The sequence below is a fragment of the Micromonospora sp. NPDC048871 genome, assembly GCF_043198155.1.
Taxonomy (GTDB): domain Bacteria; phylum Actinomycetota; class Actinomycetes; order Mycobacteriales; family Micromonosporaceae; genus Micromonospora.
This window is the reverse complement of the sequence record NZ_JBICUM010000004.1, coordinates 173,821-195,289: the sequence shown is the minus strand read 5'-3', so window position 1 is coordinate 195,289 and position 21,469 is coordinate 173,821. Positions and strand designations below refer to the sequence as shown.

General features: G+C 71.9%; 26 protein-coding genes. 18 read left to right on the top strand and 8 right to left on the bottom strand.

Features of this window, described 5'->3' with window-relative positions; all coding sequences use genetic code 11:
* Window positions 1–16: 16 nt before the first annotated feature.
* The 3 genes from ACGFIK_RS12375 to ACGFIK_RS12365 all read right to left on the bottom strand — a co-directional run bounded on the left by ACGFIK_RS12375 (window position 17) and on the right by ACGFIK_RS12365 (window position 1,872).
* On the bottom strand, window positions 17–610 hold the full coding sequence (locus ACGFIK_RS12375) for a dihydrofolate reductase family protein (RefSeq protein WP_393339185.1): 594 nt from the start codon (window positions 608–610) through the stop codon (window positions 17–19).
* Window positions 611–698: 88 nt separating this feature from the next.
* On the bottom strand, window positions 699–1,430 hold the full coding sequence (locus tag ACGFIK_RS12370; RefSeq protein ID WP_327026102.1) for a class I SAM-dependent methyltransferase: 732 nt from the start codon (window positions 1,428–1,430) through the stop codon (window positions 699–701).
* A gap of 76 nt (window positions 1,431–1,506) precedes the next feature.
* Window positions 1,507–1,872 (bottom strand): MerR family transcriptional regulator, encoded by a 366-nt coding sequence (locus tag ACGFIK_RS12365; RefSeq protein WP_327026101.1) that lies wholly within the window; start codon window positions 1,870–1,872, stop codon window positions 1,507–1,509.
* Window positions 1,873–1,926: 54 nt separating this feature from the next.
* On the opposite strand from ACGFIK_RS12365, the gene ACGFIK_RS12360 reads away from it, so the two are divergent.
* A complete protein-coding gene (locus ACGFIK_RS12360) occupies window positions 1,927–2,898 on the top strand; it encodes an aldo/keto reductase (protein WP_327026100.1) in 972 nt (323 codons plus the stop codon).
* 183 nt (window positions 2,899–3,081) lie between these two features.
* Window positions 3,082–3,399, top strand: a complete 318-nt coding sequence (locus ACGFIK_RS12355; protein ID WP_327026099.1) for a hypothetical protein — start codon at window positions 3,082–3,084, stop codon at window positions 3,397–3,399.
* A gap of 5 nt (window positions 3,400–3,404) precedes the next feature.
* Here ACGFIK_RS12355 and ACGFIK_RS12350 read toward each other — a convergent pair whose 3' ends face one another.
* Together ACGFIK_RS12350 and ACGFIK_RS12345 are read right to left on the bottom strand one after the other, a co-directional pair.
* On the bottom strand, window positions 3,405–4,028 hold the full coding sequence (locus ACGFIK_RS12350; RefSeq protein ID WP_327026098.1) for a class I SAM-dependent methyltransferase: 624 nt from the start codon (window positions 4,026–4,028) through the stop codon (window positions 3,405–3,407).
* A 23-nt stretch (window positions 4,029–4,051) separates the two neighbouring features.
* On the bottom strand, window positions 4,052–4,663 hold the full coding sequence (locus tag ACGFIK_RS12345; RefSeq protein WP_327026097.1) for a class I SAM-dependent methyltransferase: 612 nt from the start codon (window positions 4,661–4,663) through the stop codon (window positions 4,052–4,054).
* 226 nt (window positions 4,664–4,889) lie between these two features.
* Here ACGFIK_RS12345 and ACGFIK_RS12340 point away from each other — a divergent pair, with 226 nt between their 5' ends.
* From ACGFIK_RS12340 to ACGFIK_RS12300, 9 genes are all read left to right on the top strand, one after another.
* On the top strand, window positions 4,890–6,275 hold the full coding sequence (locus ACGFIK_RS12340) for a hypothetical protein (RefSeq protein ID WP_393339178.1): 1,386 nt from the start codon (window positions 4,890–4,892) through the stop codon (window positions 6,273–6,275).
* A 157-nt stretch (window positions 6,276–6,432) separates the two neighbouring features.
* Window positions 6,433–7,077 (top strand): phosphate signaling complex protein PhoU, encoded by a 645-nt coding sequence (phoU, locus tag ACGFIK_RS12335; protein WP_327026095.1) that lies wholly within the window; start codon window positions 6,433–6,435, stop codon window positions 7,075–7,077.
* A 228-nt stretch (window positions 7,078–7,305) separates the two neighbouring features.
* Entirely contained in the window at window positions 7,306–8,376 is a 1,071-nt protein-coding gene (gene pstS, locus ACGFIK_RS12330; RefSeq protein ID WP_327026094.1) for a phosphate ABC transporter substrate-binding protein PstS, read from the top strand.
* Between the two features lie 85 nt (window positions 8,377–8,461).
* On the top strand, window positions 8,462–9,454 hold the full coding sequence (pstC, locus tag ACGFIK_RS12325; protein ID WP_327026093.1) for a phosphate ABC transporter permease subunit PstC: 993 nt from the start codon (window positions 8,462–8,464) through the stop codon (window positions 9,452–9,454).
* Window positions 9,451–10,365 (top strand): phosphate ABC transporter permease PstA, encoded by a 915-nt coding sequence (gene pstA, locus ACGFIK_RS12320; protein WP_327026092.1) that lies wholly within the window; start codon window positions 9,451–9,453, stop codon window positions 10,363–10,365. The genes pstC and pstA overlap by 4 nt, the downstream gene beginning before the upstream one ends.
* A 1-nt stretch (window position 10,366) precedes the next feature.
* On the top strand, window positions 10,367–11,224 hold the full coding sequence (pstB, locus tag ACGFIK_RS12315) for a phosphate ABC transporter ATP-binding protein PstB (protein ID WP_393339175.1): 858 nt from the start codon (window positions 10,367–10,369) through the stop codon (window positions 11,222–11,224).
* A gap of 14 nt (window positions 11,225–11,238) precedes the next feature.
* On the top strand, window positions 11,239–11,808 hold the full coding sequence (locus tag ACGFIK_RS12310) for a hypothetical protein (RefSeq protein WP_393339172.1): 570 nt from the start codon (window positions 11,239–11,241) through the stop codon (window positions 11,806–11,808).
* A 50-nt stretch (window positions 11,809–11,858) separates the two neighbouring features.
* Window positions 11,859–12,245: a DUF2267 domain-containing protein gene (locus ACGFIK_RS12305; RefSeq protein WP_327026090.1), complete on the top strand. Its 387-nt coding sequence runs from the start codon at window positions 11,859–11,861 to the stop codon at window positions 12,243–12,245.
* 79 nt (window positions 12,246–12,324) lie between these two features.
* Window positions 12,325–12,804 (top strand): type II toxin-antitoxin system PemK/MazF family toxin, encoded by a 480-nt coding sequence (locus tag ACGFIK_RS12300; protein WP_327026089.1) that lies wholly within the window; start codon window positions 12,325–12,327, stop codon window positions 12,802–12,804.
* 30 nt (window positions 12,805–12,834) lie between these two features.
* Here ACGFIK_RS12300 and ACGFIK_RS12295 read toward each other — a convergent pair whose 3' ends face one another.
* Complete coding sequence (locus ACGFIK_RS12295) at window positions 12,835–13,482, bottom strand: GGDEF domain-containing protein (protein ID WP_327026082.1); 648 nt, start codon at window positions 13,480–13,482, stop codon at window positions 12,835–12,837.
* Between the two features lie 256 nt (window positions 13,483–13,738).
* On the opposite strand from ACGFIK_RS12295, the gene ACGFIK_RS12290 reads away from it, so the two are divergent.
* The 5 genes from ACGFIK_RS12290 (at window position 13,739) to ACGFIK_RS12270 (ending at window position 17,994) form a co-directional block, all read left to right on the top strand.
* Window positions 13,739–13,978 carry a DUF397 domain-containing protein gene (locus ACGFIK_RS12290; RefSeq protein ID WP_327026081.1) on the top strand — a complete coding sequence of 80 codons (240 nt, stop codon included), beginning with the start codon at window positions 13,739–13,741 and terminating at the stop codon, window positions 13,976–13,978.
* Between the two features lie 186 nt (window positions 13,979–14,164).
* Window positions 14,165–14,998: a helix-turn-helix domain-containing protein gene (locus ACGFIK_RS12285; protein ID WP_393339471.1), complete on the top strand. Its 834-nt coding sequence runs from the start codon at window positions 14,165–14,167 to the stop codon at window positions 14,996–14,998.
* A gap of 108 nt (window positions 14,999–15,106) precedes the next feature.
* Window positions 15,107–16,156, top strand: a complete 1,050-nt coding sequence (locus tag ACGFIK_RS12280; RefSeq protein ID WP_393339166.1) for a LacI family DNA-binding transcriptional regulator — start codon at window positions 15,107–15,109, stop codon at window positions 16,154–16,156.
* Between the two features lie 2 nt (window positions 16,157–16,158).
* Complete coding sequence (locus ACGFIK_RS12275; protein ID WP_393339162.1) at window positions 16,159–16,365, top strand: hypothetical protein; 207 nt, start codon at window positions 16,159–16,161, stop codon at window positions 16,363–16,365.
* Between the two features lie 57 nt (window positions 16,366–16,422).
* On the top strand, window positions 16,423–17,994 hold the full coding sequence (locus ACGFIK_RS12270) for a protein kinase (protein WP_393339159.1): 1,572 nt from the start codon (window positions 16,423–16,425) through the stop codon (window positions 17,992–17,994).
* A 6-nt stretch (window positions 17,995–18,000) separates the two neighbouring features.
* Here the strand turns inward: ACGFIK_RS12270 and ACGFIK_RS12265 are convergent, their stop codons facing one another.
* A complete protein-coding gene (locus tag ACGFIK_RS12265) occupies window positions 18,001–18,708 on the bottom strand; it encodes a carbon-nitrogen hydrolase family protein (protein WP_393339156.1) in 708 nt (235 codons plus the stop codon).
* A gap of 82 nt (window positions 18,709–18,790) precedes the next feature.
* Between ACGFIK_RS12265 and ACGFIK_RS12260 the strand changes: the two genes are divergently transcribed.
* Window positions 18,791–19,597 (top strand): DedA family protein, encoded by an 807-nt coding sequence (locus tag ACGFIK_RS12260; protein WP_327026075.1) that lies wholly within the window; start codon window positions 18,791–18,793, stop codon window positions 19,595–19,597.
* Window positions 19,598–19,724: 127 nt separating this feature from the next.
* Entirely contained in the window at window positions 19,725–20,165 is a 441-nt protein-coding gene (locus tag ACGFIK_RS12255) for a protein-tyrosine phosphatase family protein (protein WP_327026074.1), read from the top strand.
* 196 nt (window positions 20,166–20,361) lie between these two features.
* Here ACGFIK_RS12255 and ACGFIK_RS12250 read toward each other — a convergent pair whose 3' ends face one another.
* The gene (locus tag ACGFIK_RS12250) at window positions 20,362–21,174 is read right to left on the bottom strand and encodes a hypothetical protein (protein ID WP_327026073.1); all 813 of its coding nucleotides are present in this window, start codon (window positions 21,172–21,174) and stop codon (window positions 20,362–20,364) included.
* Window positions 21,175–21,469: the final 295 nt, after the last annotated feature.

Here is a 21,469-nt window from a genome sequence, read left to right as displayed (position 1 = left end):
CCCGCTGGGAGGACGCTCACGAGGCGGGGCGGGCGCCCCGGATGGCATACCGGTGCATCGTCACACCCTCCTCGAAGGAGGCCTGTTCCAGCAGGTCCAGTTGCAGGGGCTCGTCGTGGCTGTCGAACAACGGGCGGCCGCTGCCGAGCACGACCGGATGGGTGAACAGCAGCAACTCGTCGAGCAGCCCGGCCCGCAGCAGTTGGGTGGCCAGGGTGGCCCCGCCGACCCCGATGAGACCCTCGGTCTCGGCCCGCAGCTTCGCCAACTGGGCGATCGCGTCGTCCCCGCCGATGATCCGGGTGTTGTGCTCGGCGTGCTGGCGGGTACGCGACACCAGCACCTTGGGCGTCGAGGTCCAGATCTCGCCGTACTCGCGCAGGAAGTCCGGCAGCGAGTCGTCGTGGCGGGCAGCCGGCCAGAAGGCCTCCATCGTCTCGTAGATGGTGCGCCCCTCCACCGCCAGCGACATCGCCCGGGCCCGCTCGTTGAAGACCCGGTGCAGCGACTCGGTGATGCGCATCCAGTCGCCGCCGCCCGCCTCACCCGGGGCGTACTCGATCCGCAGGTCGAGGGAGACGTTCATCCAGTACACGAACCGACCCGGCATCCTGGTCCTTCCGGCGACGACGATGACATGCTGCTGCCCGCCGACGACCGTAGTGGAATCGACCGGCCGGTGGTTGCCCGAAACGCGATCAGCGCAGCACGAGCAGATCGAGGGCGTCGATCACCGGTCCACTCTCCACCTGGGCGGCCCGGTGCAGTCGCCGCAACCCGGCGGCGTACGCCTGGTCGTCGATCAGTTGCAGCAGGGTGTGCGCCTCCCGCCGCAGGCCGGCGGCGGCCTCCCGCAGGGAGGCGGCGGTGAGTGCGGGTACCTGCTCGACGGCCACGGTGGCGAAGCCCGCCTCGGCGAAGGCGGCCTCGACCTGCGCGATGCTCGGATAGGTGTCGAGCACCCCGACAGCTTCCGGGAAGTAGCGGAACAGGGTGATCCCCTCGGGTCGGCCGGCGAACACCGACCGGATCAGCACCGGGGCGCCGGGCCGCAGCACCCGGCGGATCTCCTGTGCGGCTGCGGTCAGGTCGGGAACATGGTGGATGACGGTGGAGAGCCACCCGGCGTCGATGCTGCCGTCGGGCAGCGGGATCTGCTCCGCGTCGCCGGCCAGGACGGGGGTGAACACACTGCGGGCCCGCATCGCCGCCGAAGGCTCGACCGCTACCACCTCGACCTCGGGCCACCAGGTGTGGAAGGCCCGGGCCCAGCTTCCGGTGCCGGAGCCCAGGTCCAGCACCCGCATCCCCGGGTGGGGGTCCAGGTGCCGGACGATGGCGGCCCGCCAGGCGGCCAGACCGTCGTCGGTGAGGTGCCGGTTGACCTCGAAGGCCGCCGCGTCGGCCGCGTTGTATGCAATCCGCGCCATACCGACCAGTCAAGTACCGCAACCCACTCACCAGCAAGCAGTACATGGCACAGGTCACCGGAAACGACCGACGAGGTCAGGTCTGCTGGAGTCCCTGCTCGTACCAGGCGATCTTCTCCGCGACCCGGGCCTGCCAGAGCCGGAGCTGGTCGATCTGGGTCTCGACCGCGGCGGCATGTTCGCGCAGCAGGGCCACCCGGTCGGCGACGCTGTCGGGGTCGCGGCACAGTTCGCCGTAGCGGCGCAGCCGCTCGATGGGCATCCCCGCGTCCCGCAGGCAGCGCAGGAAATCCAGGGTGGACAGGTCACTGTCGCGGTAGATCCGGTGTCCACCGGGGGTACGCGCCACCGGTGCCAGGATGCCCTCCCGCTCGTAATACCGCAGGGTGTCGATGGAGAAGCCGCTGCGTCGGGCGGCCTCGGCGGGGGTGTACGTCGTCACCCGTGCGACCGTACCGCTTGACCTGGAGCGCACTCCAGGTTGAATCGTGGTCCCATGACTTCGGCTCACCTCGATGAGACTCCACGCCCGCCCGTCTCCGCTCTCGTGCTCGGCGCGATGAACTTCGGCACCCTGGTGGACGAGAAGACCTCCTTCGCCCTGCTGGACCGGTTCGTGGAAGGCGGCGGCGAATGGATCGACACCGCCGACTGCTACACCTTCTGGCTGAGCCCGGACGGGCGGGGCGGGGACAGCGAGCGGGTCCTCGGCCGCTGGCTCGCCGCCCGACCCGGGGTGCGGGAGCGGGTACGCATCGCCACCAAGGTCGGCGCGGAACCCCTGTGGCAGGGCTCCTGGCCGCAGCACCGGGCGGGGCTGAGCCGCCGGGCGATCAGCGAGGCCTTCGCCGGCAGCCTGGACCGGCTGGGGGTCGAGCAGGTCGACCTGCTCTGGCTGCACCAGGAGGACCGGGCCACCCCGATCGAGGAGACAGTGGACGCGATCGCCGAGCAGGTCGTCGCCGGCACCGTACGCCGGGTGGGGGCCTCCAACCACCCGGCCTGGCGCATCGAACGGGCCCGGGCGTACGCGGCCACCCGGAACACCCTGCCGATCGACGCCCTCCAACTGAACGCCACCTACCTGCGGGTACGCCCCGGCACCCGACCCGACGGGGTGGTCCACCCGCACGGGGTGCTCAGCGACGAGCAACTCGACTTCGCCCGCGCCCACCGGATGGAGGTCTGGGCCTACACCCCGCTGCTCACCGGGGCGTACGACAATCCGGCCAAGCCGATCCCGCAGGTCTACGACCACCCGGGCAACACCCGTCGACTGGCGGCGCTGGAGGAGGTGGCCCGGGACACCGGCGCCACCCGCAGCCAGGTGGTGCTGGCCTGGCTGGTCAGCCAGGGCATCCGACCCATCCTCGGCGGCAGCAAACTGCACCAGCTGGACACCGCCCTGGAGGGGGTCGCCCTCACCCTCGAGGAGGCGCACCTGGCCCGGCTGAACTCGGCGGACTGACCGCCCACCCCAGCCGACCCGGCCCTGACCCACGGCACCGGGCCGTGCCTCGGGCCAGGGCCGGGTCGGCTGCCCCCGTGGGAACCGGTCCCGCCGCCACGCCGACCTCCGCCGACCGGACCGGTCCGCGAGGCCGCCGACCGGACCGGTCAGGGAGTTCAGGCCGGCAGGGGCCGGTCGCGGTTGGAGGCGCTGCTCGACGGTGCCGGTGAACGGGTCATCGACCTGCACGGCCAACCGCCCACCGAGCTCGCGCACCGGCTCGACCAGCCCTGGCGGACCCGCCTGATCTCCGGCCTCTACCAGGCGGAGCGCGACGAGGAGCACTACTACGAACTGCCGTCGCTGACCGAGAGCTTCGACGCGATCGCCTACCTTCCGACGATCACCCCGATCCACCCGCTGTCGACGGGCCGCACGTCCCGCGGCGAGGCCGTACCCGGTCAGAAGCGCGGCGGGGCCGCGGTCGGTCAGGAGGGCGGCGCGGCCCGCGACTCGTGACGTGGTCAGGCTGGGCGGCGTAGCACGCTGACGGCGAAGTCCGCGCCCTCGTGCCACGGGCGCAGGTCCCAGGTGGCGAAGCGGTGCTCTGCGTGCAGCCCGGCGGCGGCCACATGGTCGTCGAAGTCGCGCAGCGAATAGCCCCGGTCGGTGCCGAAGCCGACCGCGATCACCCCGTCCGGGCGCAGGTGGGCGGCCACCCGGCGCAGCACCGCCACCTCGGTGCCGGCGGCCACGAAGGTCATCACGTTGCCGGCCAGCACGGCCCCGTCGAACGGCTCGGACTGGCCGGTCGCCGCCAGATCCAGCTCCGCCAGGTCGGCCACCAGCCAGCGCGGCCCGGGATGGTCGGCGCGGGCGGCCTCGACCAGCACCGGGTCGGCGTCCACCCCGACGACCGTGTGGCCTCGGGCGGCCAGTTCGGCGCCGACCCGGCCGGTGCCGCAACCGGCATCGAGGATCCGCGAACGGGGCGGCACCAGCGCGTCGACCAGTCGGGCCTCACCGGCCAGGTCGGCCCCCTCGGCGGCCAGGTTCCGGAACCGGTCGACGTACCACTGGGAGTGCTCCGGCCCGGTGTCGGTGGCCCAGCGGGTCGGTCGGCCCGTGGCGGTGCTGTGCTCGCTCATCGGACCACCGTATCCAGGGCTGGTCAGGGCAGTCGGGCCACCGTCACGAACTCGTTGTAGGTGAACACCCGCCCGGCGGCCCGGGGGAACGGGAAGGAGTACTGCCGCTGCACGGTCAGGCCCAGGGCCCGGCAGTCCTCGGCGGCCTCGGCGAAACCGACGAACCGGACGTGCGAGGAGTCGCTGTCGTACCCCCGTTCCTGCGGGGTGATGAAGACCGCCCGGCCGCCGGAGCGGACGAAGGGCAGGTAGGAGGCGACCACCTCGCGGGCCTGCTCGGCCGGCATGTGCTCCAGCAGGTGCGCGGCCAGCAGGGAGTCGAAGGTGCCCGGCCGGGCGTGCTCGGAGGCGAAGAACTCCTCCGTGGTGTACGCCTGGAGACCGAGCGCGCGGCTGTGCGCCACCGAGGTCGGGTTGTGGTCCACCCCGACCGCGCCCTCGCCCAGGTTGATCAGGTTGCGGCCGAGTCCCGAGCCGACATCCAGGGTCCGGCCCAGTCGCAGCCGCCGCAGGTTCCACCGGTAGGGGGCCTGCACGTCCAGGACCTGCTTCCAGCGAGCACCGCTGAGCTGCTGCAACCTCTCGGTGTAGGCCACACCCTCGGTGCCGGTGGGTCCCTGCCGCGACTGCTTCATCCGGGGCTCCTCTGCCTCGTGGTGCCACTCGACCCGCGGCGCCCCGGGCCCGAGGATCGACGCGGTCCATCGAAAATCTTCGACCGGTATGCGTCGGTTCATAGATTATCCCGTCGGGGCCGCTCACCCGCAGGGCGGCGGCGGTGTCGCCGGAACCTACCGCCCTCGATGCGTGCCGCGGTTGCCGGGCTCTATTCTGAAGCCCAGCGCTACCGGGAAGTGACACATGGTCAAACACGTCGGATCGCCGGTCGAGCCGGTGCCGACCCCGGCTGTCGACCGCCCACCACGGGATCACCCCGGGCTGGTCGCCCTGGCCCGGGCCACCCTGGAGGCCAACTGGGCGCAGGCACACACCGTGCCCTCCCGGACCCTCTACCCGCACCAGTGGAGCTGGGACTCGGCCTTCATCGCGATCGGCTGGGCCCATCTCCGCCCGGAGCGCACCTGGTCGGAGCTGACCAGCCTGTTCGAGGCGCAGTGGCGCGACGGGCGGGTGCCGCACATCGTCTTCAACCCCGCGGTCTCCGACGAGGCGTACTTCCCGGGGCCTCGGTTCTGGGGTTCGACGCTGATCGAGGGGGCGCCGGCCCGGGCCACCTCCGGGCTGGTCCAGCCGCCGGTGCACGCGCTGGCCGCCTGGCACGCCTACCGCCGGGCACCCTCCGAGCGGGGCCGTGCCGCCCTGGGCCGGCTCTATCCGCGCCTGGTGGCCCAGCAGCACTACCTGAGCAGCCGTCGGGACCTCGGTGGTGCCGGGTTGGCCAGCATCGTGCACCCCTGGGAGTCCGGCCTGGACAACAGCCCGGCCTGGGACGAGCCGCTGGCCGCCGTGCCGACCGAGGAGGCGGTGCCGGGTGCGTACCGTCGGCGCGACATCGTGCACGCCGCGGCCGCGCACCGCCCCACGGACCTGGACTACGCCCGCTACGTCGCGCTCGTCACCGCCTATCGGGCGGGGGGTTACCGGGACGAGGACCTAGCCGATCGGCATCCCTTCCTGGTGGAGTGTCCGCTGTTCAACGCGGCCATGGGGGCGGCCGAGTCGGCCCTGGCGCAGATCGCCCGGGAGATCGGGGCGGATCCCGGCCCGCACCACCGGCGGGCCGCCCGGATCACCACCGCCCTGGTGGACCGGCTGTACGACCCGAGAACCGGCACCTTCCACCCCCGCGATCTGCGTACCGGCCGACTGACCCCGGCCCGGACGGTGCTCGGGCTGACGCCGGTGATCCTGCCCGACCTGCCGGCGGAGCAGGTCGAGGCGATTCTCGCCGAGGCCGGCTCATCCCGCTTCGGGCTGGCTGCCCGGATGGCCCGGCCGCTGCCCAGCCACGACCGCACCGCGGCCGACTTCGAGCCGCTGCGCTACTGGCGGGGCCCCAGCTGGATGAACATCACCTGGCTGGTCCGGTACGGGCTGCTGACCCACGGTCACCCCCGGTTGGCCGACGGCCTGGCCACCTCGATGATCGAGGCGGTGGCTACCGCGGGGTGCCACGAGTACTTCCACCCGGAGACCGGGGCTGGTCTGGGCTCCCCGGCCTTCAGTTGGACCGCCGCCCTCCTACTGGACCTGCTCGCCGAGACGAAGGGACGAGCCCTCGGTTGACGGCTGGTGCACAGCCGGGACCCCGGCTGACATCGGCCGGCGGGCGCGGGACGGATTCGGCGGGTAGGTTGCTGGCCAGGGCCCGGCGGACGCGCTTGCAGCGCCGTCGGTGTGGCGGCGGGACGGCCGCGGCCCCGGGTACGCCAACGGAGGGGCGATGGGTCGGGACAGCTTCGACGAGCGCCTCGACCGCCTCACCGGGGTCCTGGCCAGGATGAGCCGCGACGCCGGTACGGCGATCCGGCAGGCCAGCGTCGCCCTGCTGGACGTCGACCGGTACGCCGCCGAGACGGTGATCGCCGGTGACCTCGTCCTGGACCGCTGCCGCGCGCAGGCCGAGCAGATGATCCCCGAGGTGCTGGTACGGCACCAGCCGGTCGCCTCCGACCTGCGGCTGGTGCTGTCCGCGCTGCGGATCGCCGCCGCCCTGGAACGGATGGGTGACCTGGCCGCGCACATCGCGAAGGTGGTCCTGATGCGCCACCCGGTGGGGGTGGTGCCGCAGCCGGCGGTGCCGGTGCTGGCCCAGATGGCGGAGGCGGCGGCCCGGATGGCCGACAAGACGACCGTGCTGCTGGCCACCCGCGACCGGCTGGACGCCATGCAGTTCGGGCTCGACGACGACGAGGTGGACGCCGCGCAGGAACGCCTGCTGTCGATGCTGGTCTCCGATTGGCCCTACGGGGTGGAGTCCGCGATCGACCTGGCGCTGGTCGGCCGCTACTACGAGCGGTACGCCGACCAGGCGGTGAACATCGCCCGCCAGGTCGTCGACCTGGACGCCGGAACCCTGCGGCGCTGAAACCGGCGGTTGCCGCAGGGTCCCTCCGGCGCTGATCAGGCCGGCCTTATCCGGACATCCGGCGCCCAGGTGCCGGAACGTCACATCTCGTCGCCGGTGGGCCACCACCGGGGACACCGAGTTCACTCTTCGTTCACCTGGTTCCAGGGGTCCGGCTACCTGGGCCTGGCACCTTGACTCTCGTACGGCCCGGACGGGCTGATGCACCCCGATAGAGAGGCTTACCTGGTGAACCGCAACGTGCTTTCGCGGCGCGTCCTCGCTGGCGTCGCGCTTGCCGCGCTCGCGCTTACCGGCTGCGCAAGCAACGACAACAGCACGGAGCCCAGCGGCGGCGACGGCGCTTACGCGAACCTGTCCGGCGAGTTGAAGGCGTCCGGGGCGAGCTTCCCCGACGCCTACTACCAGGAGGTCGTCGAGGCCTTCAAGGATGAGGCCGGCAAGGTGACGGTCACCTACAACGCGACCGGCTCGGGCACCGGCAAGAAGCAGTTCGGTGAGGGTCTGGTCGACTTCGCCGGTACGGACAGCCTGGTCAAGGAGACCGACGGCGTGGCGCCGGGCTCCTTCCTCTACATCCCGACGGTGGCGGCGCCGATCACGGTCTCCTACCACCTGCAGGGCGTGGACAAGCTCCAGCTCAGCCCGGAGACCCTCGCCAAGATCTTCCAGACCGACATCAAGACCTGGGACGATGCCGCGATCAAGGCGGACAACCCGGGTGTGGAACTGCCCAACACCCCGATCGTCGTCGCGCACCGCTCGGACGGCTCGGGTACCACCAGCAACTTCACCAAGTACCTCGAGGCCGCCGCGGCGGGCACCTGGAAGCTCGGCAGCGGTGACACCGTGAACTGGCCGGCCAACACCCAGGGCGGCGAGAAGAACACCGGTGTCGCGCAGATCGTGCAGCAGACCAACGGTGCCGTGGGTTACGTGGACCTCAGCGACGCCAAGGCCACCGGCCTGAAGTTCGCCGCCATCAAGAACAAGGACGGCCAGTTCGTCGAGCCGACCCTGGAGGGCACCACCGCCGGTCTGGAGGGCGCCGAGATCGCCGAGGACCTGAGCTACAACCCGCTCAACGCCGCCGGTGCCACCGCGTACCCGATCACCGCGCCGACCTTCATCATCGTGCAGACCTCCTACGGTGACGCCGCCAAGGCGGACCTGGTCAAGGGCTTCCTCACCTACCTGCTCAACGACGGCCAGGACCTGGCCAAGGAGATCGACTTCGCGCCGCTGCCGGCCTCCCTCAAGGAGAAGGCACTGGCCCAGGTCGACAAGATCCAGAGCTGATCGAGACCAAGATCGCAGAGGGCGTCCAGTTGGGGACGGGATCACCGGATCCCGTCCCCAGCGGGGTACCCGAGCTGGAGTGAAGATGACCTTGACGAACAAGACCCCCGTCTCCCGGTCGACGCTGGCCCACCGCGGCGGCAGCGCCCTCGGCGACCGCCTCTTCTCCTGGTGGACCCTCGGCACCGGTCTGCTGGTGCTGGCGATCCTCGGGCTGATCCTGATCACCACCGTCCGCGAGGCCTGGCCGGCCTTCGACGCGATGGGCCTGCGCTTCCTCACCGAGCGGACCTGGGACCCGAACCCGGCAGCCGGCGACGCCATCTTCGGCGCGCTGTCCTTCGCGTACGGCACGGCCGTCTCGTCGCTGATCGCCCTGCTGTTCGCCGTGCCGGTCTCGGTCGGCATCGCGCTGTTTCTCACCGAGCTGGCGCCGCGCCGACTGCGCGGACCGGCGGTCACCGTGATCGACCTGCTGGCCGCCGTACCCTCGGTGGTGTTCGGCCTGTGGGGCATCCTGGTCGTCGCCCCCGCCATGGTTCCGGTCTACCAGTGGGCCCACGAGGTCTTCGGCGGCGTCCCGGTGCTGGGCAGCATCTTCGGCCCGGTCAGCAGCGGTCGCAACTTCATGACGGCCGGTCTCATCCTGGCGATCATGGTCACGCCGATCATCACCTCGATCACCCGCGAGGTGTTCAGCACGGTGCCCCGCGCGGACAAGGACGCCGCCCTGGCCCTCGGCGCCACCCGCTGGGAGATGATCCGGGGCGCGGTGTTCCCCCACAGCTTCGGCGGTCTCGTCGGCGCGGTGATGCTCGGTTTGGGCCGGGCGATGGGGGAGACGATCGCGGTGGCCTTGGTCATCGGCGGGGCCACGAACATCTCCGCCAACCTGTTCGCCCCCGGCAACTCGATGGCCGCCGTCATCGTGCAGCAGTTCGGTGAATCCACCGGCACCTTCACCGCCGCCCTGATCGGCCTCGGGGTGGTGCTGTTCGCGATGACGGTACTGATCAACGTGCTGGCCCGGACGGTCGTCCGTCGGGCCGAGGCCCGGATGAAGGGAAGCGTCGCGTGAGCGTCACCGCACCCCCGGCCACCCGCCCGGCAACCAGCGGACCCGACCTGACCCGGGCCGCCCTGTCGGGTCGCCGCCGCTTCACCAACCACCTCGCCACAGCCCTCATCTGGGGCGCCGTGCTGCTCGCCGTCATCCCCCTTGCCCTGGTGACCTACACGGTCGTCAGCAAGGGAGCGGGGGTGATGAACCTGTCCTTCCTGACCGAGGACATCCCGAACTCGTACCGCCGGGTGGGCGGCGGGATGGCGCCGGCCATCGTCGGCACCCTGCTCATCACGGGGGCCGCCGCGCTGATGGCGATCCCGCTGGGGGTCTTCGGGGCGATCTACCTCAACGAGTACGGCAAGCAGCGGCCACTGGCCCGGGTGATCCGGCTGATGGCCGACGTGATGACCGGTGTCCCGTCCATCGTGATGGGGCTTTTCGTCTATCTCAGCTGGGTGCTGCTCGTCGGCCAGCAGACCGGGTTCGCCGGGGCGCTGGCCCTGGCCTGCCTGATGCTGCCGGTGGTCATCCGCAGCAGCGAGGAGATGCTCCGGCTGGTCCCCGACGAGTTGCGGCAGGCCAGCATGGCCCTGGGTGCACGCAAGTGGAAGACCACCCTGACGGTGGTGCTGCCGGCGGCGATCTCCGGCATCACCAGCGGGTCCCTGCTGGCGGTGGCCCGCGCCGCCGGCGAGACCGCGCCGATCATCATCGTCACCGGCATCGTCTTCACCCCCAACTGGAACCTCTTCGACGGCTCCAACACCGCCCTGCCGGCGCAGATCTTCCGCAACGCCAGCACCTCCTTCCCGGCCGCCCAGGACCGGGCCTGGGGCGCGGCCCTGACCCTCATCGTGATCGTGCTCAGCTTCACGATCATCGCTCGTTTCATCTCCAGCCGGTTCGCCATCAAGGAGCGCTGACATGGCCAGCTACGACACCACCCTGACCACCCGTCCGTCCGTAGCGATGCACGCCGCGGGCAACAGCGGCGCCGAGTCCACCGAGGCGCCGGTGATGCAGCTGCGCGACGTCAGCGTCTACTACGGCAGCTACGAGGCGGTTCGCGGCACCACCATGCCGATCCAGCAGAACCAGGTCACCGCGATGATCGGGCCCTCGGGCTGTGGCAAGTCGACAGTGCTGCGGGCCCTGAACCGGATGAACGACCCCATCCCGGGTGCCCGGGTCAGTGGCGAGGTCTCCTTCCACGGCCAGGACCTGTACGCCCGCGACGTCGACCCGATCCAGGTCCGCCGCCGCATCGGCATGGTGTTCCAGAAGCCCAACCCCTTCCCGAAGTCCATCTTCGACAATGTCGCCTACGGGCTGCGGATCAACGGCATCAAGGGCCGCCTGGACGACCATGTCGAGGAGGCCCTGACCAAGGCGGCCCTCTTCGACGAGGTGAAGGACAAGCTGCGCAAGAGCGCCCTGGCCCTGTCCGGCGGTCAGCAGCAGCGGCTGTGCATCGCCCGGACCATCGCGGTCAAGCCCGAGGTGATCCTGATGGACGAGCCCTGCTCGGCGCTCGACCCGATCGCCACGGCGAAGATCGAGGACCTGATGACCGAGCTGACCAGCGACTACACCATCGTGATCGTCACCCACAACATGCAACAGGCGGCCCGGGTCAGCCACTACACCGCCTTCTTCACCGCCGAGGTGGACGACCAGCAGGTGCGGCACGGCCGGCTGGTGGAGTACAGCCAGACCGGCAAGTTGTTCACCAACCCCGCGGACAAGCGTACGGAGGACTACATCACCGGTCGCTTCGGCTGAGTGACGGCGTCGCGTTGGCCGCCCATCGGGTACGCGGACACCATCACCCGTACGCCGCCGAGGCCCTGCTGGACGTCGGCGCCCTGCAACCGGACGCCGCCGTGGTCCTGGTGGCCGTGCCGGTGGCGTACCTGCCGCAGGTCACCCGCCTGCTGACCGACCTGGAAGCCCGGCGGCGACACGGATCGGTGTCGCGACGCCGCCCCCCTGCCGGGCCCGAGGCCCCGGCCGAGGGGTGGACGGTCGAGGACCTGCGGCGGTTCAGCCTGGGCCGCAGCGCCACCCACCGTACGGTCGCGGCCATGCTCGACGCCCTGGCTGCCGAGCCGGGACGACAGTTCACCGTCGAGGAGTTGAGCCGACGCACCGGGCTGCCCCGGCAGAAGATCGTCGGGGCGATGGCGGGACTGACCCGGGTGTTGAAGATCCACCATGACTACCCGAGGCGGGGCCTTCCCTTCGACCGGGTACCCGGGCGGCCGGAGGCCCCCCGCGAGCGGTGCTACCGGGTGGACCCGGATCGGGCCGCCGACTGGCACGCGGCCCGCCGCTCGCGCCCCGACCGAGGAGGGGCCGTCGTTTAGTCGGACCGGGCGGGGGTAACCAGCGCCGCTCGTGACGAGGGGAGGGTGCGGTGCGGTTTCCCCTGTTCGTCGACGCGGTGTCGCGTCGGTCCGGGCTGTCGACGGACCTGTCCGCCGCGGTGGCCCGTGCGGTGCTGGGCACCCTGGCGGAGCGGATGACCGGCGAGCCGACGACCGATCCCACCGGGTACCTGCCGCAGGAGTTGAGCGGGCCCTCCGGTGAACTGCTCACCGACGGGCCGGGGGACTTCCTGCGCCGGGTAGGGGCCCGGGCCGGAGTGGACGAGCAGACGGCGGGCCTCGGGGCGGCGGCGGTCTTCGCGACCCTGCGCGAGGCCGTCACCGTCGACGAGTTCCGGGCCCTGGTGGCCGGGCTGCCCACGGCCCCGGACGGCACCGTGGATCCGGTCGCCGGGCCGGACCAGACCTGGCCCTGAGCGGCCGGCGGCCAGCAGTCCGGTCGGGTACGCCTCCCTGCCGCCGGGAGGGTGGGCCCCGGCCGGTAGGCTGCCCGCCGTGGCAGGTCTGTTGAGGAGTATGGCGGCTCGTGTCGGCGCGGTGATCCCGTCCCCCCGGCGTTCCGGGCCGACCCCGGCGAAGGTCGCGCGGCCCCGTCAGGTGACCGCGCTGCAACGCCGTCAACTGTCCTACGCCCCGGAACCCGACGGCCAGGCCGACCCGGGGGAGATCGTCTGGACCTGGGTGTCCTACGAGGACGATCCCCGTCAGGGTAAGGACCGGCCGGTGCTGGTGGTGGGCCGCCACAGCAGGACCCTGTTCGGGCTGATGCTCTCCAGCCGGGATCGCGACGGCGAGCGGCACTGGCTGGCCCTCGGGCCGGGGGAGTGGGACCGGGAGAACCGACCCAGCTGGGTGCGGCTGGACCGGGTGCTGACCATGCGGGAGGACGGCATCCGACGCGAGGGCGCGGTGCTGGATCGGGCCCGTTTCGACCGGGTGGGTGCCGCCCTGCGCAACGGCTACGGCTGGCACTGACCCCCTGCGCGCCACCTGGGCGCGACGGGGTCAGCACTCGGCCAGGTGCGGTGTTTCGCGTAACGCCCGGCGGGAGCGGGCCGCCCCCAAACTCTTGGCTTCGTACATCGCCGCGTCGGCACGGTCCAAAGCCTCGATGAGCTGGGTCCCGTGCACCGGTGCCAGCCCGACCGAGGCGGTCACCCGGACGGTGGTGGGGCCGAGACAGATCGGTGCGGCGAGCATGTCGTACAGGCGCCCGGTGGCGTGGTCGATCCAGCGGTGGTCGACCGTCGGGCTGGCCAGCAGACCGGCGAACTCGTCACCCCCGAGCCGGGCCACCAGATTGTCTCCGGCGAAGGTGGCCAACCGCTCGGCGACACTGATCAGGACCTTGTCTCCGGCCGCGTGGCCGTACCGGTCGTTGATCTGCTTGAAGTCGTCCAGGTCGAGGATCACGGCCACCAGGGGTCGGCCGGCGGAGTCGGTGAGCAGCGCAGTCGCCAGCCGGTAGAAGGCACGCCGGTTGGGTAGACCGGTCAACGGATCGTGGCTGGCGGCGTGCCGCTCGGCGGCGAGTTCAGCCTGAAGGCGGCCGATCTCGGCCTCGGCACGTACGGCTCGGCGACCCATCTGCCACGAGGAGAGCAGGGCACCCACCGCACAGATGCCGGAGGCGACCGTCAGCGGATCCGGCACAAGATCCTCCCCTCGCCGTCACACGCGCCCACCCCTGGCCGACGAGCGTCGCCAAACATGTCCGTTTCCCCTGGTGGAAACCAGGTTTGCGTAACAGATTGTGAGCGGATGGGCACCACACACATGCGCTATCATGCTCGCTGTCCATTGCAGATGCAATAGCAGATGCACGTGCAAATGAACGAGAAACCACATCCTCGTGCCGCTACCGCTCCTCCCACGGCGTCGGCGCCTACCGGAGAGAACAGACACCCCCATGCAACAGCCGCCCAACGGTGTCCCCGCCAACGAGTTGCCTCCCCTCGCCTGGCTGAAGAGCCGTCGCAGTAATCCCAGTGGGAACTGCGTCGAGCTGGCCCAGTTGCCTGGGGGAGCGGGTATCGCGATGCGCAACTCCCGACACCCCGAGGGGCCGGCGCTGATCTACACGGTCGACGAGATCGCGGCCTTCGTGCGCGGGGCCCGCGATGGAGACTTCGATCATCTGATCGGCTGACCCGGGATCCCACCGACGGGATTTGTTGTGCACGGGGATGGATGTTCACCTCACTGAAGGTTCATGGCATGCTTACACGTCGGTCGGGCCGGTCCACCGGCACGATCGACGACGGCATGCGGAGGGCGGCAGGTGACCATGGTTTCCGCCGAGGAGGGCGCGGCGGTAGGCCCGACCGTGTTGCGGATGCTGCTGGGCGCACAGCTGCGGCGGCTGCGGGAGTCGTGCGGGGTCAGCCGGGAGAGCGCCGGCTGGGAGATCCGCTCATCCGAGTCGAAGATCAGTCGGATGGAGCTGGGCCGGGTCGGCTTCAAGGAGCGCGACGTCGCCGACCTGCTGACCCTCTACGGGGTCACCGACGAGAAGGAACGCGCCGCCCTGCTCAAACTGGCCCGGGACGCCAACAACCCAGGGTGGTGGCACCGGTACGGTGACGTGCTGCCCTCGTGGTTCCAGTCGTATCTCGGCCTGGAGGCGGCGGCGGCGCTCATCCGCAGCTACGAGGTCCAGTTCGTCCCGGGGCTGTTGCAGACCCGGGAGTACGCCCGCGCCGTGGTGCGACTCGGCCACGGCCAGGCCGATCCGGCGGAGATCGAGCGCCGGGTGGACCTGCGGATGCACCGTCAGGAGTTGCTGCGTCGACCGCGTCCGCCCCGGCTGTGGGCGGTGGTCGACGAGGCCGCGCTGCGCCGGCCGATCGGCGGGCCGAAGGTGATGCGGGGTCAGTTGCAGGCGATGCTGGAGGCGACCCGTACCCCTAACGTCCGGTTGCAGGTCGTGCCCTTCGCCGCCGGTGGACATGCCGCCGCCGGGGGCGCCTTCACCATTCTGCGTTTCGGCGACCAGGACCTGCCCGACATCGTCTACATCGAACAGTTGACCAGCGCGCTCTACCTGGACAAGCGGGAAGACCTGGACTTCTACGCGGTGGCCATGGAGCGCCTCTGTGTGGAGGCCGAGCCGCCGGAGCGTACCCCGGAGATCCTGGAAGGGATCATCGCGGAGTTCGCGGACGACTGATCGGTCGCTGCCCCACCGTCACTTTCCGTCATTCGATTGACATCCGTCGGTTGGTGCGGCTAGTCTCTGGATCGATCCAGTCTGAATCGATCCAGAAGGGAGGGGCCGGTGAAACCCACCCTGCGCGCGGTGGCCGAGGCGGTCGGTGTCTCCCGCAGCACCGTGTCGAATGCCTACAGCCGCCCGGACCAGCTCTCCAGGGAACTGCGGCAACGCATCCTCGACACGGCCCGGGAGATGGGCTACGCCGGCCCGGACCCGACCGCCCGGTCACTGCGCCGCGGCTACGTCGGCGCCATCGGGGTGCTGTTCACCTCCCGGCTGTCCTACGCCTTCACCGATCCCTTCGCCACGCAGTTCCTCACCGGCGTGGCGCAGGCGGCCGAGCGGCACGACAGCAGCCTGCTGCTGGTGCCGCTGCCCGCCGACGCGGCCGGTGCCCGCAAGGCCGTGGAGAACGCCGCCGTCGACGGGTTCTGCGTCTACTGCGGCGGCGACGAGGAGGGGGAGATCGTCGACACGATCCGTGACCGTGGACTGCCCTTCGTCACGACCTCGGCCCGCCCCCGGGCGGAGGACCGGTGGGTGGGCATCGACGAGCGGGCCGCCGCCCGGTCGGTGGCCGAACATCTGACCGGGCTCGGCCATCGGCGGATCGCCCTGCTGGCCGACAGCGTGCTGCCGGACGCCGCGCCCGGGCGGGTCCGGGTCCGCGAGGTGGCCGAGGTGCCGCACCCCACCACCCGGGAACGCCTGGCCGGTTTCGCCGACGCCCTGGCGGCCGTCGGGGTCGACTGGCCGCACCTGACGATCCTCTCGGCGGCCGACAACAGCCGCCCCGCCGGTGCCGCCGCCGTGCGCGCGCCGGATGCCCTGCCCGAGCCGATCACCGCCGTGCTGGCCTGCGCCGACGTGCTCGCCCTAGGCGCCCTCGACACCCTGCGCGATGCCGGCCGACACCTCTCGGTCACCGGCTTCGACGACATCGCCGAGGCCGCGCCCGCCGGCCTGACCACCGTGCGCCAACCCGGCGTGGAGAAGGGGCGTCGCGCGGCGGAACTCCTGCTAGACCCGCCCGTGGACCCCGACGCACACCAGATCCTGCTGCCCACCACGCTCGTCGTCCGGACCAGCACCGGACCCGCCCCGAGGAGTTGACCATGGAACAGCCCACCGGCTTCGTCTTCGCCATCGACGCGGTCACCCGACACGTCAATTCCGCTCGGCCGGACGCGCCGATCATTCCCGATCCGCCGCGTACCCCGCGCCTGAACGGTGTCCGCCACCTCGCCGCCGTGACCCTGCGGCGACTGGCCGACCAGATCCAGCCCGCCCCGCGGACCGCCACCCCGTACTGCACCCGGTAGCGACCGACACCGCAGACACCTACGGCCCGGCCCGCGCACCACCCGCACCGCCGGGTGGTGCGCGCACCGACCGACCAGGCAGACTGGGCGCTGATGTCCTCCTTCACCCCCCACCTGCGCCTGCACGACCGGTACGTGGTGCGTGAGCGCATCGGCCTCGGCGGCATGTCCGAGGTGTGGCGTGCCGAGGACGAAGTCCTCGGCCGCCCGGTGGCGGTTAAGGTGCTGGCCGCCGGCTTCGCCGCCGACCCCGATCTGCGGGCCGCCATCCGCCGCGAGGCCCGCGCCGCGGCCCGGCTGGCCCACCCCCACGTCACCCAGGTGTACGACTACGGTGAGGCCGCCCTGGACGGGCGGGTCGTGCCGTACCTGGTGATGGAACTGGTCGAGGGGCGCAACCTGGCCGACCGGCTGGCCGAGGGGCCGCTGGCCTGGCCGGCGGCCCTGCGGATGGCCGCCCAGGTCGCCGCCGCCCTGGCCGCCGCCCACCGGATCGGGGTGGTGCACCGCGACATCAAACCCGCGAACGTCATGCTCACCGACACCGGCGCCAAGGTGCTGGACTTCGGCATCGCCGCCCTGGCCGGGCCGCCGTCCGCCGCCGGGACCGTCGGTGAACCCATGATGGGCACCCCCGCGTACACCGCCCCCGAGCGGCTGCGGGCCGCCGCACCGGATCCGGCCAGCGACGTGTACGCCCTGGGGGTCCTGCTCTACCGCGCCCTCACCGGTGCGGTGCCGCTGCCGGTGAGCAGCTGGGAGGACGCCCTGGTGGTGCACGCCAACCGGCGTCCGGTGCCGCCGCTGCGGGTGGCCGGGCTGCCGGCCGACTCCGCCGCCCTGGTGCTGGCCTGCCTGGACCCGGAACCCGGGCGGCGACCCACGGCCGGGCAACTCGCCGCCCGATGGCACACCGCCGCCGCGAGCGCAGCCGGCCCCACCACGGCCGTGCTGCCGATCATCCCCGGCCACGACGAGCCGACCACCGCCCCGGCGGGAGCAGCGGGTCATCCACCGACCCTGGTCGACCGTCCCGACCCGGAACAGCACAACCACGCGGGGCGCTACCCCCAGCAGGCGACCGAGCCCTGGTCCGCCCGCCCGACCCCTGGGCCACTGTCCCCCGTGGACCGGTCCGGCGGCCCCACACCGGCAATCCCCGGCCCACGCCGCCGCCCTCCGGTCGGGGTGGTGGCCGCCGCCCTGGTCGTCCTGGTGGGGCTGGGTGTGTTGCTGGTCCCCGACGGGGCCGACGATCCGGCCCCCGCGGCTGCGCCGGCCAGTGCCCCGGCCACCGCCCCCACCTCGGCCGCGCCCGCGACGAAGCGCCCCAGCCCGTCGCAGGCACCCCCCGACCCGGTCAGCCTGCGGGAGTTCGCCACCGAGTTCATCGCCCTGCTCACCGAGGCGCAGCTCACCGACGGTCTCGACCGCAAGGTGGCCGACCGGCTCCGCAAGGACCTGGCCAAGCTCGCCGCCGGCAAGGCCGAGGATCGGCAGAAGCGGATCGAGGACCTGCGGGAGCGCCTGGAGAAGGAATCCGACCGGGGCCGGATCCCGGGCGACTTCGCCGACCGCATGGACGACCTGCTCGACCGGGTCGAGGACACCCTGCCCCGCGACGACTGACCCAGGTCAGGTCAGGATCGCCAGGGCGTACTCACCGGGGTCGCCGCCGGCCCGGGCCAGCACCGTACCGTCCGGGGCCCACACCGCCGACCGGCCCGCCGTCTCCCGGTAACCGCCGCCGGTCGGTCCGGCGAAGCTGGCCACCGCCACATGCACCCCGTGGGTGGTGGCCGTGCGCAGGGCCCGCTCGTCGGGTACGGCCACATCGGCCGCCGACTCCAGCACGGCGGCCAGGTAGACGTCCACCCCCAGGGCACAGGTACGGGCGGCGTGTTCGGCCACCCCGGTGTCCTTGCAGATCGCCAGCCCCAGCCGCCAGCCGTCCACGGTCAGCACCACCGGCTCCGCACCGGGCAGGAACCGGCGGGGCTCGTACCCACCGAGCCACATCTTGCGGTACGCCACCCGGGCCCCGGTGCCGTCCACCGCGACCAGGGCGATGTGGTCCCCGGCCACCGGTGCGCCGACCAGGGCCAGTGACCCGGCCGCCGCGCAGGCCTCCACCAGGGGAGCCAGCCGGGGATCAGCCGGATCGACCGGGGCAGCGTCCAGCTCATATCCGGTCAGGGACAGCTCCGGAAAAACCACCACCCGGGCCGCCGCCGCCTCGACCAGGGCCGCGTGAGCGGCCACGTTGGCCCCGATGTCGTACGCCCGACACCGGGGTTGGGCCACCGCGAGCCGCAGGCGGTCACGGCCGAGTTGATTCTCCACTGTCGCCCACCCTAGGTTCTCCCCTCATGCCGAGTCGATACCCACACAGCGCCATCCCGCGATGGTTCGTAGGGTGGTACAGGTGATTCACATTCCGCGTGCCGCGTCCCCTGTCGGCGTCGTCAGTCAGTCCGCGCCGCCCGAGGACGGGCTGGTCGGCTTCGTCACCGACCTGGTGGAGCGCCTGGGCGGACCGGGCGCCGGCCTGGCCGTGGCGCTGGAGAACCTGTTCCCACCCATTCCCAGCGAGGTGATCCTGCCGCTGGCCGGGTTCGTCGCGGCCCAGGGCCGGATGAGCGTGGTCGGCGCGATCTTCTGGACCACCCTCGGCTCCGTGCTGGGGGCGCTGGCCCTCTACTGGATCGGCGCCAAGCTGGGCCGGGAGCGGGTCCGCGCGATCGCCGCCAAGCTGCCCCTGGTGAAGCTCAGCGACATCGACCGCACCGAGGAGTGGTTCCTCCGACACGGGGTCAAGGCGGTCTTCTTCGGCCGGATGATCCCGATCTTCCGGAGCATGATCTCCATCCCGGCCGGTGTGGAGCGGATGCCGCTGCTCACCTTCGTGGTCTACACCACCCTGGGCAGCCTGATCTGGAACACCACCTTCGTGCTGGCCGGATACCTGCTCGGGGACAACTGGCACCTGGTCGAGTCGTACGCCGGCATCCTCCAGAACCTGGTCATCGTCGCCTGCGTACTCGGGTTGGGGTGGTTCGTGGTGACCCGGCTGCGCCGCTCCCGCCGGTCCGGTGGCCTGCGGTCCAACGACAGCGGGGCCGGGCTGACCGACGCGGAACCGGCCAGCGTCCCCGACCCGCAGGGACGCGGCACCATCTACCGCAGCGCCTGGGCCCAGGACCACCGACTGGACCGGGAACCACCCCGCTGACCGGCCCTCGGCCCTTGGCAGCTGTGGCAGTGGAGCTGTCCGACACGCCGGGTGCTCAACAGCCCCACTGCCACAGCCCCGGCCCGGCGGGCCTCCGTGGGAGCTGCCGGTGCGGCAGACTGGGGCGATGGAGGGTGGACCGGGCTGGGCGGACGAGGTCGGGGTGGTCGAGTTGCCCGGCGGGGTGCGGGTACGCGGGCGACGGATCGCCGATCCCGCCTCCCCGGCCGACTTCAGTCTGCTGCTGGCCCCCGGGCCGGCCCCGGCCTGGGCGCACCGGCGGGTGCGCTGGCCGGACTTCTGGGTGCCGACGGACCGGGCCGACGCCCTGGCGGCGTTGCGGGAGGCGCTGCGGCGCGGATACGCCGGCCAGCGGGTGGAGGTGGCCTGCCGGGGCGGCACCGGGCGTACCGGCACTGCCCTGGCGGCGTTGGCGATCCTCGACGGGCTGCCCGCCGAACAGGCGGTCACCTGGGTCCGGGCCGCCTATCGCCCCAAAGCGGTGGAGACCCCGTGGCAGCGCCGCTGGCTGCGCCGACTACCCGAGCACCTGAGCCACCCCACATGAGGTGATCCCGGTGTGCGCGGTCGCCGGTCGACCGGTAGGACCAAGGCCAACGGCCCGGGGTGAAGTGAGCGCGGTCCGGGGGTGAGGTGCCGAGCCTGAGGTGGAGTGAGCGCGGTCCGAGGTGGAGTGAACCTGGGGTGGAACGGGTGCGGCCCGGGGTGACGGCGTCACCCCGGGCCGTTCGGGTTTGTCGGGATCAGCGAACCACGCAGGGGCGGGCCAGGTTGACCAGGTCACCCGGCCGGTTGCCGTTGACCCGGCCGATCGCGGTGGCGATCCGGTTGATGGCGGCCACCCGCCGGTCCTCCAGCGGGCCGACCACGGCGTTGCGCACGAAGTTCGGGCCACCCTCCGGCCGGACCGCCAACTGCGCCAGCCGGGCGTCGGCCTCGGCGATCTGCTTGTCCAGGTTGGCCAGCTCGCGTTGGACCTCGGCGACGGCCTGAGCGGGTACGGCAGGCAGCCGGTCGCCGACGCTCGGGCAGCTCACCTTCTGGGCGACCCCGACTCCACCGTTGCCGGCATTACCGTTGCCCGCGTTGCCGTTGCCCGCGTTGCCGTTGAGGGCGCTGGGGGTGCCCGGGGGGTTCAGGCCGCAGGTGGCCAGGCTGGCCAGGTCGGGGCGCTGTCCACCCACCCGGTTGATGTTGATGCCGATGCGGTCGAGGGCGGCCACCCGCTTGCTGGCCAGGGGGCCGAGGATGGCGTTGGAGATGAAGTTGGCGCCGCCCTGAGGGTTGGCGGCCTGCTGGGTGAGACGGGCGTTGGCCTCCTCGATCTGCTTGTCGAGGTTGGCCAGTTCCTGTTCGACTCCGGCGGCCGCAGCGGCGGGCACGGAACCGAGCTTGTCCCGTACCGTCGGGCAGTTCGCCGTCTGCGCGGCGGTCCTGGCGCTGTCATCGGCCGAGGCCAGCGTCAGACCGGCTCCGAGCAGGGTCACCGCGAGCAGGCCGACCCCGCCGACCTTCAAGGCCGCGTGCTTGTGGTGCCGTAGCGTACGCCTGACCATGCGTCTCTCCTCATGATTGACCGGCCGGAGGGGTCGACGAAGGTCGCCCGCCGGCTGATGCGACGTGTGGGGCCCGGGGGCGGTACGACGACGGCGGTCGGCCCGCCTGCGTGTCGTGCTCCGGGTGGGACCGGACGTGTGTCGGGAGCGCTCCCGCCGCAGGTCCGGGGTGACTGTGGTTCGCCGGTGAATACGGCAGGGGGGATCTATCAGTTCAACGGTCTCGCGGGGTGACTGCGCGCCGATGCCGCACCGCCCCGGGTGCTGGGCGCCGGCTGGCCGTTAGTCTGCGTGT

Bases quoted from the DNA above. Each gene is read 5' to 3' on its own strand.
- ACGFIK_RS12345 (WP_327026097.1), bottom strand. From the start codon at position 4,663: ATGAAGCAGTCGCGGCAGGGACCCACCGGCACCGAGGGTGTGGCCTAC.
- pstB (WP_393339175.1), top strand. From the start codon at position 10,367: ATGGCCAGCTACGACACCACCCTGACCACCCGTCCGTCCGTAGCGATG.
- ACGFIK_RS12340 (WP_393339178.1), top strand. From the start codon at position 4,890: ATGGTCAAACACGTCGGATCGCCGGTCGAGCCGGTGCCGACCCCGGCT.
- ACGFIK_RS12350 (WP_327026098.1), bottom strand. From the start codon at position 4,028: ATGAGCGAGCACAGCACCGCCACGGGCCGACCGACCCGCTGGGCCACC.
- ACGFIK_RS12255 (WP_327026074.1), top strand. From the start codon at position 19,725: ATGGAGGGTGGACCGGGCTGGGCGGACGAGGTCGGGGTGGTCGAGTTG.
- ACGFIK_RS12290 (WP_327026081.1), top strand. From the start codon at position 13,739: ATGCAACAGCCGCCCAACGGTGTCCCCGCCAACGAGTTGCCTCCCCTC.
- ACGFIK_RS12250 (WP_327026073.1), bottom strand. From the start codon at position 21,174: ATGGTCAGGCGTACGCTACGGCACCACAAGCACGCGGCCTTGAAGGTC.
- phoU (WP_327026095.1), top strand. From the start codon at position 6,433: ATGGGTCGGGACAGCTTCGACGAGCGCCTCGACCGCCTCACCGGGGTC.
- pstC (WP_327026093.1), top strand. From the start codon at position 8,462: ATGACCTTGACGAACAAGACCCCCGTCTCCCGGTCGACGCTGGCCCAC.
- ACGFIK_RS12275 (WP_393339162.1), top strand. From the start codon at position 16,159: ATGGAACAGCCCACCGGCTTCGTCTTCGCCATCGACGCGGTCACCCGA.
- ACGFIK_RS12375 (WP_393339185.1), bottom strand. From the start codon at position 610: ATGCCGGGTCGGTTCGTGTACTGGATGAACGTCTCCCTCGACCTGCGG.
- ACGFIK_RS12370 (WP_327026102.1), bottom strand. From the start codon at position 1,430: ATGGCGCGGATTGCATACAACGCGGCCGACGCGGCGGCCTTCGAGGTC.
- ACGFIK_RS12360 (WP_327026100.1), top strand. From the start codon at position 1,927: ATGACTTCGGCTCACCTCGATGAGACTCCACGCCCGCCCGTCTCCGCT.
- ACGFIK_RS12285 (WP_393339471.1), top strand. From the start codon at position 14,165: ATGCTGCTGGGCGCACAGCTGCGGCGGCTGCGGGAGTCGTGCGGGGTC.